Source organism: Dermabacter sp. p3-SID358 (assembly GCF_025147465.1).
Classification (GTDB): Bacteria; Actinomycetota; Actinomycetes; order Actinomycetales; family Dermabacteraceae; genus Dermabacter.
Window position 1 is genome coordinate 1 of the sequence record NZ_JALXOZ010000004.1, and the last position, 15,549, is coordinate 15,549.

Below are 15,549 nucleotides of genomic sequence, written 5' to 3' on the forward strand. Positions count from 1 at the left end.
AGTTCGTCGCAAACGCTCTTCCCGTTGACGGGGTGCTCTTCGAGCGCGTCGCGACGTACGCGATGCAGAACTACTAGGCGAATGGTCAAACGCGAGCGGTGAAACCTTGAGGCCTAAAGTTTCACGAACGCCTTGACGGTGACACTTTAGGCCCTAAAGTGTCGCGGCCGCCTTACCCCGCGCGCTTCGCGAGCAGCTGCGCGAGCAGCTCCGTGACCTCTTCGGGGTCGGCGATGCGGAAGCGGGCGGCGGTTTCGCCGGGGCCGACCTTGATCGTGAGATCGTTGTCGCTTGCGCGGTTGAACACGGACTCGTCGGTGACGTCGTCGCCGAGATAGAGCCACGCGTCGCACGCACACGCACGGGCGAGAGCTTCGATCGCTTCGCCCTTCGTCGCGGGGATCACCGAGAACTCCACAACGGCCTTGCCGGGCGTGACCTTCGCGTGGCGGATTGAGCGCGCGTACTCGAGGGCCTCTTCGGTCGCGTTCGCGGCGCCGCGGCCCTTTGCGTTTCGTGTGTGGAGCACGGCCGCGGTCGGCTTCTTCTCGACGTCAGTCCCGGGGTACTTGCGGGAGATCCGCTCGAGGGCCGCCGTGATCGAGGCGAGCTGCGAGCGGCGCTCATCCGTCATCGAAAGCGACGACGAATCGAGAATCCCCGCGTCCATGCTGTCGGGAAGCGCCCCAACCTCGGCGCCGTGCGAGCCAATCAGCACAACCGAGCTCGGCATTTCCGTGAGCGAATCGAGATCCTCGAGGGAACGGCCCGACACGAGCGCCACGTTCGTGCCATCGAGGCCCGAAAGGGAACGAAGCGCCTGGAGCGACCCGGGAAGGGCGCACGCCTCGTCGCGGTTCTCCACGATCGGGGCCAGAACGCCATCGAAATCTGAAGCGATCAGCACGCGCGGTGTTGCCGCAAGAGCCTCGAGTGCAGAATCGAGCTCGGCGCGAGGCGGGCAAGCGTCGGAACTGAGAGTGGGGCGGGCCGGAGCCTTCCTGGCTTCCGCACCGCGATCCCCACCCACGCGCTCGAGCGCCTCGAGGAAGTCCGACGCCCACCGCTGCACATCGTGATCGAAAACCTGGCGGCGAAGCGAACGCATGTTGTCTTGCTGCTCCTCCTCGCTCATCGCGAGAGCGTGGAGGATCGCCGACTTGAGCTCGTCAATGTCGTGCGGGTTCACGAGGGTCGCGGCGCGCAGCTCGTCGGCGGCGCCCGTGAACTCCGAAAGCACGAGAACCCCGCGCTCATCGATGCGGGAAGCTACATACTCCTTCGCCACGAGGTTCATGCCGTCGCGAAGGCTCGTCACAAGCACCACATCCGCGCACATGTACAGCGCGGTCATGTCGGTGCGGGGGAACGTGCGGTGCATGTAGGAGATCGCGGGGCGGCCAATCGGGGCGAAGTCACCATTGAGGCGCCCGACGGTCAGCTCGATCTCATCGCGCAGCTGCTTGTAGGCGTCGACCCTCTCGCGCGACGGGGTCGCGACCTGGATCATCGTGACCTCGTGCGGGTCGATCGCTCCGTCATTGAGGAGCTCGCCATATGCCTTGAGCCGGTGGCGGATGCCCTTCGTGTAATCGAGGCGGTCAACGCCGAGAACGACCTTGTTCGGGTTGCCGAGCTGCTCGCGGATCTCCTTCGCACGTTCGAGCACGGCGGGATCCTTCGTGAGTTCGTCATACACGCTCACATCGATTGAAATGGGAAAGCAGCGTGCCTCAACCGTGCGGTCGTCCTCGAGGCCGAGCCCCGGCACAACGATTTCGTGCTCGCTCGTGCGGTAGCCGAGGATTTGGCGCACGCACGTCGTGAAGTTGATGGCGTCGCGCTCGCGTTGGAAGCCGAGCAGATCCGCGCCGAGGAGGCCCCGCAGAACCGAGTCGCGCTTCGGGAGCTGCGCGAAAAGCTCGAACGGCGGGAACGGAATGTGGTTGAACCAACCGATGGTGACGTCGGGGCGAAGACTGCGGATCATCTCGGGAACGAGCTGCAGCTGGTAGTCGTGCACCCAAATCGTGCCGCCCTCGGCGGTCGCGGCAGCCGCAGCCTTCGCGAACTTGCGGTTTGCCTCCACGTACACGTCCCACCACGTACGGTGGAAGTTCGGGTCGGCGATCACGTCGTGGTAGAGCGGCCACAGCGTGTCGTTCGAGAAGCCCTCGTAATACTTCTCGACCTCTTCCGCCGTGAGAGTTACGGGTACGAGGTGCATCGTGTCGATGTCGAACGGGGCGATGTCCTCGTCAGCGCCGCCGGCCCAACCAACCCACGCTGCCGAATCCGCGTTGCGCATGACCGATTCCATCGCTGTCACGAGGCCGCCGGGGCTCGTCACCCACTCGGTCGAACCATCTGGGGCAGTTTTGCGGTCAACAGGAAGGCGATTGGCAACGACAACGAGGGAGGCGCGGGCCATGATGCTCCTTTAGTCAGCACGAACGTCACCTTGACGCTACCAACAGCGGATGTGCGACGGCGGGGAGTCTCACGTCTTTCACAGTGGACGCGCGTGAGACGCTCCGGCGAAGAAACCTAATGTTATGCACGCAGTGCCTTTCTCGATGCGAAGGAGTTGAAGATGCGTGCACACGAAGCGGGAGCGCTCCACGGCAACGATCTTGTTCCCCAGTGGCTGCCCTACCCGAGCGATGTCAACCACCTCATCGAAGGGCTGTGGAGCAAGACCACTACGCGCAACGCGAACGGAGAGGTCGAGATCGGGGGCGTAGGAGTTAGTGCGATTAAAGAGCAGTTCGGCACCCCCACCTTCGTGATCGATGAAGACGATTTCCGCTCTCGCGCACGCCTTTTTCGCGAGACGTTCGAGCGGGCCTTCGCGCCGCTCGCCGGAGTCGAAATGAGCTACGCGAGCAAAGCATTCCTCTCGATTGCGGTTGCGCGGTGGGTGCGCGAAGAAGGGCTCGGGCTCGATGTGTGCTCGGGCGGGGAACTCGCGATCGCGCTGCGCGCGGGGTCCGACGCTAGCCGGCTCACCTTCCACGGCAACAACAAGAGCGATGCTGAGCTTTCCCTCGCGATCGAAGCCGGCGTGGGGCGCCTCGTAATCGACTCCCTCGAGGAGATCGAGCGCGTGAGCAACATTGCTGCAAAGCATGGCACGCGCCAGCGCGTGCTGCTGCGCGTAACCTCGGGTGTTGAGGCACACACGCACGAGTTCATCTCGACCGCCCACGAGGATCAGAAGTTCGGCATCTCGATCGCGACGGGGGAGGCCCTCGAAGCGATCCGTCGAGTCGAGGCCGAGGAAGCGCTCACGCTCGATGGACTCCACTCACACATCGGTTCGCAGATCTTCGACACGAACGGCTTCGAAGTCGCGGCCCGGCGCGTGCTCGCCCTCGCGAAGGAAGGACAGGGCGCGATCGACCGCCCGCTTTCCCACATCATTCTCGGCGGCGGCTTCGGCGTGATGTACACGACCCAGAACACGCCGCGCACGGCCGAGCAGCTCGCCACGCAGCTCGCCGCGATCGTGGAAAACTCGTGCCGCGCCCTCGACCTCGAGGTCCCGAGGCTTGGCTTTGAGCCAGGGCGCGCGATCGCCGGCCCTTCCACACAGACCCTCTACACGGTGGGAACGATCAAGGACGTCGAGCTTGGCGCAGGCCAAAAGCGCCTGTACGTGTCGATCGACGGCGGCATGAGCGACAACATCCGCACAGCCCTCTACGACGCCGACTACTCGTGCCTGCTCACGAGCCGCACCTCCGAGGTCGAACCGCGCATCGTGCGCGTCGTGGGCAAGCACTGCGAAAGTGGCGACATCGTGGTGAAAGACGAATACCTGCCCGGTGACGTGGAGCGCGGCGACCTCATCTCCGTGCCCGTCACGGGCGCCTACTGCTACTCGCTTGCCTCCAACTACAACAGTGCGCTCAGGCCCGCCGTCGTCTCCGTGAAGAACGGGAAAGTGACAGAAATGATCAGGCGCGAAACCCTCGAGGATCTCCTCGCGAGGGACCTCGGCTAATCCCTGCACCAAGAAAGAGAGCCATGACCACGTCAACTACCACCCTGCAGACCCGTGAGGAAGCGCCCCTTAAAGTCGCAGTTTTGGGCGCGGGAACCGTCGGAGGTGACGTTCTTCGTGCCCTCGTGACGCGCGCCGATGCCCTCGCACACAGGGCAGGGGCGAAGCTCGAGGTCATCGGGATTTACGTGCGCAATACGTCCAAGAAGCGCGCGGCGCACATCGACACGGCGCTCTACGTAGAGGATCCGCACGCTCTTGTAAAAAGCGCTGACATCGTGCTCGAGCTGATGGGTGGAATCGATCCCGCGAAGACCCTCATTCTCGAGGCACTCGAGGGCGGGGCGAGCGTCGTGACCGCCAACAAGGCCCTGCTCGCGGAAGCCGGAGGTGAGCTCCAGGCCGCCGCCGCGCGCCACGGTGTCGACCTGTTCTACGAGGCCGCCGTTGCGGGAGCCGTGCCCATCATCCGCCCGCTGCGCGAATGCCTCGAGGGCGACCGGGTCGAGCGCGTGCTTGGTATCGTCAACGGCACCACCAACTTCATTCTCGACACCATGACGCGCGAGGGCGGGGACTTTGACACCACGCTCGCGAGAGCTCAGGAGCTCGGGTACGCGGAAGCGGATCCGACGGCTGACGTGGCCGGCCTTGATGCTGCGGCGAAAGCGGCGCTGCTCGCCTCCCTTGCCTTCCACACGCGCCTTAGTCTCCACGACGTCCACGTCGAGGGGATCGAGTCGATCACCGCGGAGGACATCGCCGCCGCGGGGCGCCTCGGGCGCGTCATCAGGCTCCTGAGCATCGTTGAGCGGATTGAGGATGACGGCACCGAGCGCGTGAGCGCGCGCGTATACCCCGTGATGATTCCGCTCTCGCACCCGCTCGCGGGCGTGCACGGTGCCTTCAACGCGGTGTTCGTCGAGGCGGAATACGCGGGCGAGCTCATGTTTTACGGTCAGGGCGCCGGAGGCGCGCCCACGGCTTCGGCGGTGCTTGGTGACCTCGTATGCGCCGCGCGTGGTCTCGCCTCGAAGAGTGGGGGAGAGCGTCTCGCACTCGGAGAGACGGCGAATGAGAAGCCGCTCGAGGCCATGAGCATCGACGCGCTCGAAAACGCGTTCTACCTTTCGCTCACGACGGTTGACCGGCCTGGCGTGCTCGCGCGCCTCGCGGGCGCCCTTTCCGAATCGGGAATCTCGATCGCGACGATCCACCAGGACCTCGCTTTGGCGTCGAGCGAGGAAGGGGGAGAGGGCACGGCCCACATCGGCATCGTCACCCACCGCGCCCGCGAAAGCGCGATGAGCGAAGCCCTCGACCACCTCGCTAGGCTTGACGACGTGAAAAGCGTTGGCGCGCTCGTGCGAGTAGAAGGGGAGAAGTGATGGCCCACCAGTGGCGAGGCGTGATCGAGGAGTACCGCGAGTACCTCCCGTTCACGAGCGACGACACGATCCTGAGCCTTGGCGAGGGCGGCACGCCGCTCGTGCATGCTCCAGCGCTCGGCGAGATTCTCGAGGCCGAGGTCTTCATCAAGGTTGAGGGCATGAACCCCACGGGCAGCTTCAAAGATCGCGGCATGGTCGCCGCGATGTCGAGGGCCGCGAGTGACGGGGTCAAAGCAGTTGTGTGCGCCTCGACGGGCAACACCTCGGCATCCGCCGCGGCCTATGCGACGCGGGCGGGAATGACGTGCGCCGTTCTCCTGCCACAGGGCAAGATCGCGGCGGGCAAGCTCGCGCAAGCGATCATGCACGGCGCGAAACTCCTTGAGGTGCGCGGCAACTTCGACGACTGCCTCGAGATCGCCCGAAAAATGAGTGCGAACTATCCCGTTGAGCTCGTCAACTCCGTGAACCCCTATCGAATCGAGGGGCAAAAAACCGCGGCGTTCGAGGTGTGCGACGCCCTCGGCCGCGCGCCCGACATCCACGCGCTTCCTGTGGGCAACGCCGGAAACATCACGGCCTACTGGAAGGGGTATCGCGAATATTTCGACCGGGGCGTGAGCGAGTCCGTTCCCCAGATGTGGGGTTTTCAGGCTGAGGGCGCAGCGCCATTCGTCGCGGGCCGTCCCGTTGAAAGCCCCGAAACACTCGCGACCGCGATCCGTATTGGCGCCCCCGCCTCGTGGGACAAAGCGTGCGCAGCGCGCGACGACTCGAATGGCCTTATCTCCGCGGTGAGCGACGCCGAGATCCTCGAAGCACAGGCGCTTCTTGCCGCCGACGTGGGTACTTTCGTGGAGCCCGCCTCCGCAGCGCCGGTCGCGGGACTTCTCAAGCTCAAGCGCGAGGGCCGCACCGCGAGCGGGGAGAAGCGGTCGATCCCGCGCGAAGCAAAGATCGCCGTGACCGTCACGGGCAACGGCCTCAAAGACACGGCTACCGCGCTCGGGGACCGGGACATCGAAAAAAGCCTCATCGACGCCGATCTGGCCTCAGCTGTGGAGGCGATCGGGCTGTGAGAATCACGCGGGAGCGCGTGAGCGTCGAGCCGTGCGCCACGAGCGCGAACCTCGGCCCAGGCTTCGATAGCCTCGGCCTCGCTCTCGAACTACGCGACCGCTACACGCTCGACGTGACGACCGGACCCACCGAAGTCCTCATTCGCGGCGAGGGCGCGGGGGAGCTGCCCGAGGACGACACGAACCTCGTGGTGCGCACCCTGCGCGAAAGCCTCGAATTGGTCGGCGCGCCCCAGATCGGCGTGCGCCTCACGTGCACGAATGCGATTCCTCAGGGCCGCGGCCTCGGCTCGAGCGCCGCCGCTATCGTGGGCGGGATTGCGCTCGCGCGGGCGATCCTCCAGGACCCAAGTGCGATCGACGACCAGGCGATGCTCGAGATCGCCACCTCGATCGAAGGACACCCCGACAACGTCGCTCCCGCGATCTTCGGCGGCGTCTGCCTCGGCTACATGGAGGGCGAAAACGCCCACGCCGTGCGCTTGCGCGTCGCGAACGCCGTCGACGGCCGCCCCGCGCTTCGCCCCCTCATCATTTCCCCGAGCAGCGCCTTGTCGACCGCGACGGCCCGCGCGATTTTGAGCCCCGAGGTGCGCCGAAGCGACGCCACACACAACATCGCGCGCGCAGCGCTCTTCGTGCACGCGCTCGCGGAAGACCCAGCGCGCCTGTTCGCGGCGACCGCCGACCGCCTTCACCAGGATGCCCGCAGCAGCCACATGCCCCAAAGCGTGGGTCTCGTGCACGTATTGCGGTCTCAGGGCGTGCCCGCCGTGATCTCGGGAGCGGGCCCGACGGTACTTATCCCCGTCGATGCCCCTAGCGACATCGCGCGCACCGTGAGCGAAGTGGTCGAGGATCCGGACGACTGGCGCCTTGCACGAGTGCCTCTTGCACAAGAGGGCATTCGCACTGTGTTATCGTGAGGTTGCTCGGCCGCGCGATCGTGGCCCCGCCCTCGTTGAAGGCTGGCACACTGCCCCGTGCAAAGCCACAATCCTTCCCTTGGCGGTAGGCTCTCGCATACGAGTCATTCTCAAGGTGGTCGAGCATTCCTGACACCGACTGGTGCCCCTTCTTCGGCGTGAAAGCGTGACTTGCCTCCCGCCCTAGCGCCCGAGCGCGCGGTTTTCCCCGAAAGAGCACAGTCATCTCACGAAATTGAGAACAACCACGGGACACACACCTCAGAAAGGACCCCGGGTGAACGACAACTACACCGACGCCGCCGAGCTTTCGGCAAAGAGGCTTCCAGAGCTTCAGGCCATCGCGACTTCCATGGGCATCCGCGGTGTGCGCAAGCTTCGCAAAGGCGAGCTGATCGAAGCTATCCGTACGGGCAAAACGCCCTCGGCCCCCGCGAGCACCGGTAGCGATAAGAATGTCGCGCAGGCAGAGCAGCCCGCGCGCTCGCGCAAGAAGGAGGGCGAAAAGCCCAACGACGAGCAGAGGTCGAAGCGCGAGACTCGCGATCCCCAGGGCGAGAAAGCCGATCGTGGTGCCGCAGCGCGCACTAACGGCGACGAGAACACCGAGCGCAGCGAGCGACAAGACCGCCGTCGAGGCGACCGCCCGCGTCGTGTCGAAGACATCGAACTCCCCGATTCGGAAGCGACTCGTGAGCGCCGCAAGGGCGATCGCGAGGACCGTCGCGACCGTCATAACGATCGTGGGCAGGGCGGCAGCGACTCCGATCAGAAGAACCGCGATGGCGAAGGCCGCCGCGACCGCCGCAACAACCGGGGCGACGGTGACGACAACAACAACGATCGACGCAGCCGCCGCTCGCGCGGTCGCGACCGTAACCGCAACCGCAACCGCCGCGACAACGACAACAATGGCGAACCGCAGGTCCGCGAAGACGACGTGCTCGTCAAGGTCGCCGGAATCCTCGACATCCGTGACAACTACGCATTCGTGCGCACAACCGGCTACTTGCCCGGCCCGAGCGACATCTACGTGTCGATGAACCAGGTGCGCAAGTACGGCCTGCGCAAGGGCGATGCGATCGTGGGCCAGGTGAAGGCACCCAAGGACGGCGAAGAGCAGCAGCGCCAGCAAGACTTCCACCACGGTGGCGGCGGTCGCGGTCGCGGTCGCGGGCGGGGCAACAAAGCTCACTCGAAATTCGCAGCTCTCGTGAGCGTCGACACCGTCAACGGCATGACCCCCGAGAAAGCGAAGGCCCGAGTCGAGTTCAACAAGCTCACGCCGCTATACCCCGATACACGCCTGCGTCTCGAGAACAAGGCCACCAATTTCACGCCGCGCATCATCGACCTCGTTGCCCCCGTGGGTAAGGGCCAGCGCGGCCTCATCGTGGCGCCGCCGAAGGCCGGTAAGACCATCATCCTTCAACAAGTCGCCGACGCGATCACGCAGAACAACCCCGAGGTTCACCTCATGGTTGTGCTCGTCGACGAGCGCCCCGAGGAAGTCACCGACATGCAGCGTACGGTCAAGGGTGAGGTCATCGCCTCGACCTTTGACCGCCCTGCCGACGATCACACGACCGTTGCCGAACTCGCGATCGAGCGCGCGAAGCGTCTCGTGGAGATGGGGCGTGACGTGGTCGTTCTCCTCGACTCGATCACCCGCCTCGGCCGCGCCTATAACCTCGCGGCCCCCGCCTCGGGCCGCATCCTCTCGGGCGGTGTCGACTCTTCGGCGCTCTACCCGCCGAAGCGCTTCTTCGGTGCGGCCCGCAACGTGGAAAACGGCGGTTCGCTCACGATCCTTGCGACCGCGCTCGTGGACACCGGCTCGAAGATGGACGAAGTGATCTTCGAGGAGTTCAAGGGCACCGGCAACTGGGAGCTCAAGCTTGACCGCAAGCTTGCCGAGCGTCGTATCTTCCCGGCTGTTGACGTCAACGCGTCGGGCACGCGCCGCGAAGAAGAGCTCATGGGCAACGACGAGCTCGCCATCATGTGGAAGCTTCGCCGCGTGCTCAGCCAGCTCGAGCAGCAGCAGGCGATAGAGCTCCTCCTCGAGCGGCTCAAGAAGTCGCAGAACAACGGAGAGTTCCTGCTCGCTGTTTCAAAGTCCACCCCGAAAGTTCCCCGCCAGGGAGAGTAGCTCGGGTCCACGTTTGTGGTGCGTGGCCTGTAAGCAGAGTTACAGGCCGCGCACTGGAGCTTCGGCTTCCTTTCGTGGGAAACTGGAGCGCGGTTCTGGTTCACGGCCCGCACCGCGGAGCCGACCCAGCGGCCATGATCGAAAAGGAGATATCGCATGAAGAAGGGGATCCACCCCGAATACGTGGAGACCACGGTGACCTGCACCTGTGGCAACACGTTCGTGACCCGCAGCACGAAGGCCGACGGAAAGATTAATTCCGAGGTGTGCTCGGCCTGCCACCCGTTCTACACCGGCAAGCAGAAGATTCTTGACACCGGTGGCCGCGTGGCCCGCTTCGAAGCACGCTACGGTAAGCGCAAGAAGTAGCTTTTCAAAGCGGCGCTGGCACCCCGCCTCCATGTGGGATGCCGGCGCCGCTTTCGCGTACGTAAAACATCCACGCCCGCCCCACCACGCCAAGAAAGACCCTCATGTTTGAGAACGTGTCCTCGCTCGTTGATGAATATTCGGCCCTCGAACAGCAGATGGCTGATCCCGCGCTTCACAACGATCACAACAAGGCGAAGCGCGTGGGGCGCCGCTACGCCGAGCTCGGCCCCGTGGTGCGCACGTACCGCGAATGGCTTGCGGCGGGGGAGGACCTCGAGACGGCGCGCGAATTCGCCGAGGAGGATCCCTCGATGGCGGAGGAAGCGAAATCCCTCGAATTGAGGCGCGAGGAACTCACGGCGAGACTCGAAGATCTCCTTGCCCCGCGCGACCCCAATGATGCGCGTGACGTGATTCTCGAAGTGAAGGCCGGGGCGGGCGGCGATGAGTCTGCCCTTTTTGCCGCGGATCTCGTGCGCATGTATGAGGCCTACGCGACGAGGAATGGCTGGAGCACCGAGATCATCACCGAAACCGAGAACGATCTCGGCGGTTACAAAGATCTCTCGATGTCGATTCGCACGCGCGGCAATGTGGGACCCGCCGAAGGCGTGTGGGCGCACCTCAAGTACGAGGGCGGTGTGCACCGCGTTCAGCGCGTGCCCGTGACCGAGTCTCAGGGCCGCATCCACACCTCGGCGGTGGGCGTTCTCGTGGTACCCGAAGCTGACGAGGCGGATGAGGACGAGTTCCTTGCCGAGCAGCTTCACCCGAATAACTTGCGCATCGACGTGTACCGCTCGTCCGGCCCCGGAGGCCAGAGCGTGAATACCACCGACTCCGCTGTGCGCATCACGCACCTCCCCACGGGACTCGTCGTGAGCTGCCAGAACGAAAAGAGCCAGCTCCAAAACAAAGAGCAGGCCATGCGCATTCTCCGCTCACGCTTGCTCGACGCAGTGCACGCTGAGCAGGAGGCCGAAGCTTCCGCGACTCGGCGTTCCCAGGTGCGTACCGTGGACCGCTCCGAGCGCATCCGAACCTACAACTTCCCCGAGAACCGCATCGCCGACCACCGCACCGGCTACAAGGCCAACAACCTCGATCAGGTACTGAACGGCGATCTCGAGGCGGTCGTGAAGTCGCTCATGGATGCCGATCGCGAGGCAATGCTCGCCGCCGCGGGCCCGAACGAGTAACAGGGCATGGGCTCTCACGGCACGTCAAGCTCGGGCGGTTCCGACGGTTGCTTCGCCCCCGGCGATGCCTCAGGTCTCAGTAGTGCTCGCCGTGATTCCGGCGAACCCCGCGTGTCCGAGCGCGTGGCTCTTGCTCGTCGCGATGCCCGCACGCGACTCGAGGCTGCTGGTATCGAATCGGCTGAGGCGGAGGCGCGGCTCATCGTGGCCCATGCCGCGCGTGCGCGCACCTCTCTCGTGCTCCTCGACGACCTGCCCGAAACGTTCGAGTCCGATCTTGAGGCGATACTCGCGCGCCGAGAAAAGCGTGAGCCCCTCCAATTGATCTTCGGCGGAGCGCCCTTTCGCCGACTCACTCTCGAGACCGCGCGCGGTGTTTTCATTCCGCGGCCCGAGACCGAAATGGCGCTCGACATCGCCCACGACTGGGTGCGCGAGGAGGGACGGCAGGCGTCGGACCCTCTTCGTGCCCTCGATGCCTGCACGGGAAGCGGAACTCTCGCCGCTGCGCTCCTTGACGAATTCCCCGCGGCCAGCGTGAGTGCCTTCGATGTGAACGCACGTGCGGTTGACCTCGCCCGGAGGAACTGCGAAAGCGCTGGCCCCGGCCGGTACCGCGTGTTCCAGGCCGAGCTTCCCGCCGCAGACGACGAATTGCGCGAGTTCGTGCGCACATATGTTCCCGAGCGACCGCTCGACCTCGTGCTTGCGAACCCGCCTTATATCCCCGAAAAAAGCATTCCCGCAGACCCCGAGGTTCGTGACTTCGACCCGCACGAAGCGCTCTTTGGGGGAGGGGAGAGGGGCCTCGACGTTCCCCGCGCCGTTATCGAGCTCGCCGCACTCACGCTACGCCCCGGGGGGCTTCTCGTGATGGAGCACGACGAAAGCCAGGGCGAGGCGACACGCGCGCTCGCCGAAGTATCTGGGCACTTTGACACGGTCCGCACCGAGCGCGACCTCGCGGCGCGCGAGCGCTTCCTCGTGGCGCGCCGAGCACAACAAGTGAGAGAATGACGCACGTGAGCGTTTACGACTACACCGACGAATCCACGCGCGACGAGGCACTCGAGGCCGCTGCCACCGCCGTTAAGGATGGCCACCTCATCGTGTTGCCCACCGACACCGTGTACGGGATTGGGGCCGATGCCTTCAACAAGGACGCCGTTCAGGCGCTTCTCGATGCGAAAGGTCGTGGCCGACAGTTCCCCCCGCCCGTTCTCATCGGGGACCCGAACGTCATGCACGCGCTCGGCCTCGACATCCCGCCGATCATCGAAGATCTCGTTGAGGAATACTGGCCCGGTGCGCTCACCGTGATCGTTAAGGCGCAGCCGTCTCTGCACTGGGATCTCGGCGAGACCAAGGGAACGGTCGCGCTTCGTATGCCTGATCACGAGGCTGCGATCGCCCTTCTTAAGAAGACTGGCCCGCTTGCCGTTTCGAGTGCGAACAAGCACGGAGGTGATCCCGCGAAGAGCGTCATGGACGCGGCCGTGCAACTCGGGGATGCCGTCGAGGTGTATCTCGATGGAGGCAAGTCACGCATCGGCGAATCGTCCACCATCATTGACGCGACTGTGAACCCGCCCGAGATCCTTCGCCGTGGTGCACTGAGCGAGGAAGAGATTGTCGAAAAGTTCGGCGAGATCTTCACCCCCGAGAAGCCTGAGGTACCCGCGGAACCTGAGTCCACCTCGGAAGCTGAGCCGACGTCGGAAAATAGCGAAGCCGTGGAGGCTCCTGAGACTGAGTCTTCCGAAGCAACGAGCCTCGCGACTGAAAAGGCGGAGGATCAGCTCGCTGCCGGCGAGGATAAGGGCGACGCTTGAGGGTTTACCTCTTCCTTCTCCTCATTGCCGCGGCAGTCACCTACCTCGTGACTCCCGCGGCGCGCGTCGTGGCGCGACGCATCGGCGCGATGACCGCGGTACGTGCACGAGACGTACATCAGGAAGTCACCCCACGCCTTGGAGGAGTAGCGATGTTTGCGGGCGTTGCATTCGCGATGCTCCTTTCTTCAAACGTGCCGTTCCTCGAGCCCGTCTTCCGCGGCTCCTTCAAGGTGTGGTCGATCCTCATTGCGGGTGGGCTCATCTGTTTGCTCGGCGGTCTCGACGACAAGTTCGACCTCGACTGGCTCACGAAACTCGCGGGCCAGGTTCTCATCGCATTGTTCGTCACCTCCCAAGGTGTGCAGCTCACGACCCTCCCGATCGGAGGGCTCACTCTCATTTCGGCGCGCTCGTCGCTCATCCTCACGGTCATCGTGATCGTCGCGGCGATGAACGCCGTGAACTTCATCGACGGGCTCGACGGCCTCGCCTCGGGCGTCATGGCGATCGGCGGGGCGGCGTTCTTCATCTACGCGTACCTCCTCACCCGCGACGTCTCCTCGACCGACTACTCCTCGATGGCGGCTCTCATCACTGCGGTCATGATCGGGGCGTGCCTCGGTTTTCTTCCGCACAACTTCTCGAAGGCGCGCATCTTCATGGGGGACTCGGGTGCCCTCTTCCTTGGCCTCCTTCTCGTCTCGGCCACGATTGCCGTCACGGGCCAGGTCGATCCCGCGCGCCTCGCGCCAGCCGATGCGCTCGGCCAGCTGCTGCCGATCCTCATGCCCGTGGGCGTCATGATCTTGCCCGCTCTCGACATGGTGCTCGCGGTCGTGCGGCGCGTGGGAAGCGGCAAGTCGCCCTTTCACGCCGACCGCCGACATCTCCACCATCGCTTGCTCAATCTCGGCCACTCGAAACTCGGCGCCGTGCTGATTATGTACACCTGGACGGCGCTCGTGTGCCTGTGCCTCCTCGCCCCCGTATTCTTCGAAGCGAAGACCGCGACGATCATTTGGATCGGCTCGCTCGTCGTGGCTATAGTCGTGACCCTTGACCCCCTGCGCGCGCTCAAACGCGCCCGTAAAGCCCAGGACGTGGAGAACAACGCATGAGCACCGCCGAAAAGAACCGTGCGCACAACAACGCCCTCGTGCAAAAAGGCGCGGTCACTTCGGTCCTCGTTGGCATCGTGATCTCCGCGATCGTCGTGCTCGTCGCGTGGCTGGGGTTCGACACGCATGCACGCAACGGTGCGCTCGTGGGGGCGGGGCTTTCGCTCGTGATTACCCTGCCGTCGCTCATCGTCGCCTACTGGGGCGTGAAGCAAAACCCCACTCTCATGTTCGGCACCGTGCTGCTCACGTGGACACTCAAGATGATCGTGCTGATTCTGATCCTGATCGTGCTGCGCGGTGAGCCTTGGCTGTCCATGCAGTGGGTGGGAATTGCGCTTCTCTTCGGGGCAGTAGCGCCGATCGCGGTCGAAGGTGTGCTTCTCGCGCGTACGCGCCCGAAAATTGAGGTCTAGCGCGCTGACCCTGAGTCAAAAACCCGGCCCGTCCTCTGCTATATTGATGCAGAATGCTGAACGAAAAGCGGCGAAGTCTGCACGGGTGCTGAGAGCGCGTGCACGGCATCGAAGCCGTTTCGAACAGACCGTCCCGTGCCCGTGGCACACGCTAAGCGTGAGCCGAGAACCCTGGAGTAAGAGCAGTTGATTCCTCGCGAAACTACTCGTCTCGTCGCTGAAGGTGGGCTGGATTTCCATACCCCCTCCCTTGCCGACTTCTTCCCCGACGCGATCCTCTTTGCGGGCACCCCGTTTGAGTTCAACCGCGTGCAACTCGTGCGCCTCATTGTCGTGGTGGGCTGCCTCGCCATCACCTACGCAATCGCCTCCCGCGCGAAGATCGTGCCCGGCCGCATCCAGAGCATCTTCGAACTCTTCATGGGCTTTATTCGCGACAACGCGATCGAACCCGTACTCGGCAAGTCGAAGGGCCGACGTTTCGCGCCCATGCTCTACACGCTCTTCTTCCTCGTTCTTTCGATGAACCTCGCGGGCGTCACCCCCGGCCTCAACCTCGCGGGCACCTCCGTGATCGGCATGCCCCTCATGCTCGCGCTGTGGACCTTCGCCACCTACGTCATCTGCGGCATGAAGCAGCACGGTGTGCTCGGCTACATCAAGCACGAAACAATGCCCCCGGGCGTTCCGAAGCCCGTGTACTTCCTGCTCGTGCCCATCGAATTTCTTCAGCTTGCACTCGTGCGCTGGTTCTCGCTGACCATCCGTCTTCTCGCCAACATGGTCGCGGGCCACATGATGCTCGTCGTGTTCATCTCGCTCACGCAAGCGCTCTTGCTTTCCGGCTCGCTGCTCATGATCGCGAGCCCGTTCGCGGGCGTCTTCGCCCTCGGCATCTACGGCTTCGAAGTCTTCGTTGCCCTCCTCCAGGCCTTCATCTTCACGATCCTTGCGTCCGTGTACATCAACATGGCCACGAGCGAAAGCCACTGACCACCCGAGTCACCTAGATTTTCCCTTAGAGCTTCGGCTCACAACCGACACCCTGCCCGGCA

General features: G+C 64.3%; 13 protein-coding genes. 12 read left to right on the plus strand and 1 reads right to left on the minus strand.

From position 1 onward, the window contains the following. Positions 1–172 precede the first annotated feature (172 nt). Positions 173–2,431, minus strand: coding sequence for a bifunctional alpha,alpha-trehalose-phosphate synthase (UDP-forming)/trehalose-phosphatase (locus tag M3B90_RS02825; protein ID WP_259888539.1), 2,259 nt, complete (start codon positions 2,429–2,431; stop codon positions 173–175). Between the two features lie 162 nt (positions 2,432–2,593). Between M3B90_RS02825 and lysA the strand changes: the two genes are divergently transcribed. From lysA to atpB, 12 genes are all read left to right on the plus strand, one after another. Next, positions 2,594–4,006 carry a diaminopimelate decarboxylase gene (gene lysA / locus M3B90_RS02830; RefSeq protein ID WP_259888540.1) on the plus strand — a complete coding sequence of 471 codons (1,413 nt, stop codon included), beginning with the start codon at positions 2,594–2,596 and terminating at the stop codon, positions 4,004–4,006. 23 nt (positions 4,007–4,029) lie between these two features. Further along, the gene (locus tag M3B90_RS02835; protein ID WP_259888541.1) at positions 4,030–5,394 is read left to right on the plus strand and encodes a homoserine dehydrogenase; all 1,365 of its coding nucleotides are present in this window, start codon (positions 4,030–4,032) and stop codon (positions 5,392–5,394) included. Beyond that, positions 5,394–6,476 carry a threonine synthase gene (gene thrC / locus M3B90_RS02840; RefSeq protein WP_259888542.1) on the plus strand — a complete coding sequence of 361 codons (1,083 nt, stop codon included), beginning with the start codon at positions 5,394–5,396 and terminating at the stop codon, positions 6,474–6,476. The genes M3B90_RS02835 and thrC overlap by 1 nt, the downstream gene beginning before the upstream one ends. Then, positions 6,473–7,402 (plus strand): homoserine kinase, encoded by a 930-nt coding sequence (gene thrB, locus M3B90_RS02845; RefSeq protein ID WP_259888543.1) that lies wholly within the window; start codon positions 6,473–6,475, stop codon positions 7,400–7,402. Before thrC ends, thrB begins: the two co-directional genes overlap by 4 nt. Before the next feature lie 277 nt (positions 7,403–7,679). Further along, positions 7,680–9,554: a transcription termination factor Rho gene (gene rho / locus M3B90_RS02850; protein ID WP_259888544.1), complete on the plus strand. Its 1,875-nt coding sequence runs from the start codon at positions 7,680–7,682 to the stop codon at positions 9,552–9,554. A gap of 156 nt (positions 9,555–9,710) precedes the next feature. Next, positions 9,711–9,923, plus strand: coding sequence for a 50S ribosomal protein L31 (rpmE, locus tag M3B90_RS02855; RefSeq protein ID WP_016664822.1), 213 nt, complete (start codon positions 9,711–9,713; stop codon positions 9,921–9,923). A gap of 104 nt (positions 9,924–10,027) precedes the next feature. Beyond that, on the plus strand, positions 10,028–11,125 hold the full coding sequence (gene prfA, locus M3B90_RS02860; protein WP_259888545.1) for a peptide chain release factor 1: 1,098 nt from the start codon (positions 10,028–10,030) through the stop codon (positions 11,123–11,125). 6 nt (positions 11,126–11,131) lie between these two features. Then, positions 11,132–12,142: a HemK/PrmC family methyltransferase gene (locus M3B90_RS02865; protein WP_259888546.1), complete on the plus strand. Its 1,011-nt coding sequence runs from the start codon at positions 11,132–11,134 to the stop codon at positions 12,140–12,142. Next, positions 12,139–12,957: an L-threonylcarbamoyladenylate synthase gene (locus M3B90_RS02870; protein ID WP_259888547.1), complete on the plus strand. Its 819-nt coding sequence runs from the start codon at positions 12,139–12,141 to the stop codon at positions 12,955–12,957. Before M3B90_RS02865 ends, M3B90_RS02870 begins: the two co-directional genes overlap by 4 nt. After that, positions 12,954–14,078 carry a glycosyltransferase family 4 protein gene (locus M3B90_RS02875; RefSeq protein WP_259888548.1) on the plus strand — a complete coding sequence of 375 codons (1,125 nt, stop codon included), beginning with the start codon at positions 12,954–12,956 and terminating at the stop codon, positions 14,076–14,078. The genes M3B90_RS02870 and M3B90_RS02875 overlap by 4 nt, the downstream gene beginning before the upstream one ends. Continuing rightward, complete coding sequence (locus tag M3B90_RS02880) at positions 14,075–14,494, plus strand: hypothetical protein (protein ID WP_259888549.1); 420 nt, start codon at positions 14,075–14,077, stop codon at positions 14,492–14,494. Before M3B90_RS02875 ends, M3B90_RS02880 begins: the two co-directional genes overlap by 4 nt. Before the next feature lie 186 nt (positions 14,495–14,680). After that, positions 14,681–15,487 carry a F0F1 ATP synthase subunit A gene (gene atpB, locus M3B90_RS02885; RefSeq protein ID WP_259888550.1) on the plus strand — a complete coding sequence of 269 codons (807 nt, stop codon included), beginning with the start codon at positions 14,681–14,683 and terminating at the stop codon, positions 15,485–15,487. The last annotated feature ends 62 nt before the right edge of the window (positions 15,488–15,549 follow it).

Coding starts and splice junctions, on each gene's coding strand:
- M3B90_RS02825 (WP_259888539.1), bottom strand. CDS start 2,431: ATGGCCCGCGCCTCCCTCGTTGTCGTTGCCAATCGCCTTCCTGTTGAC.
- lysA (WP_259888540.1), top strand. CDS start 2,594: ATGCGTGCACACGAAGCGGGAGCGCTCCACGGCAACGATCTTGTTCCC.
- M3B90_RS02835 (WP_259888541.1), top strand. CDS start 4,030: ATGACCACGTCAACTACCACCCTGCAGACCCGTGAGGAAGCGCCCCTT.
- thrC (WP_259888542.1), top strand. CDS start 5,394: ATGGCCCACCAGTGGCGAGGCGTGATCGAGGAGTACCGCGAGTACCTC.
- rpmE (WP_016664822.1), top strand. CDS start 9,711: ATGAAGAAGGGGATCCACCCCGAATACGTGGAGACCACGGTGACCTGC.
- prfA (WP_259888545.1), top strand. CDS start 10,028: ATGTTTGAGAACGTGTCCTCGCTCGTTGATGAATATTCGGCCCTCGAA.
- M3B90_RS02865 (WP_259888546.1), top strand. CDS start 11,132: ATGGGCTCTCACGGCACGTCAAGCTCGGGCGGTTCCGACGGTTGCTTC.
- M3B90_RS02870 (WP_259888547.1), top strand. CDS start 12,139: ATGACGCACGTGAGCGTTTACGACTACACCGACGAATCCACGCGCGAC.
- M3B90_RS02880 (WP_259888549.1), top strand. CDS start 14,075: ATGAGCACCGCCGAAAAGAACCGTGCGCACAACAACGCCCTCGTGCAA.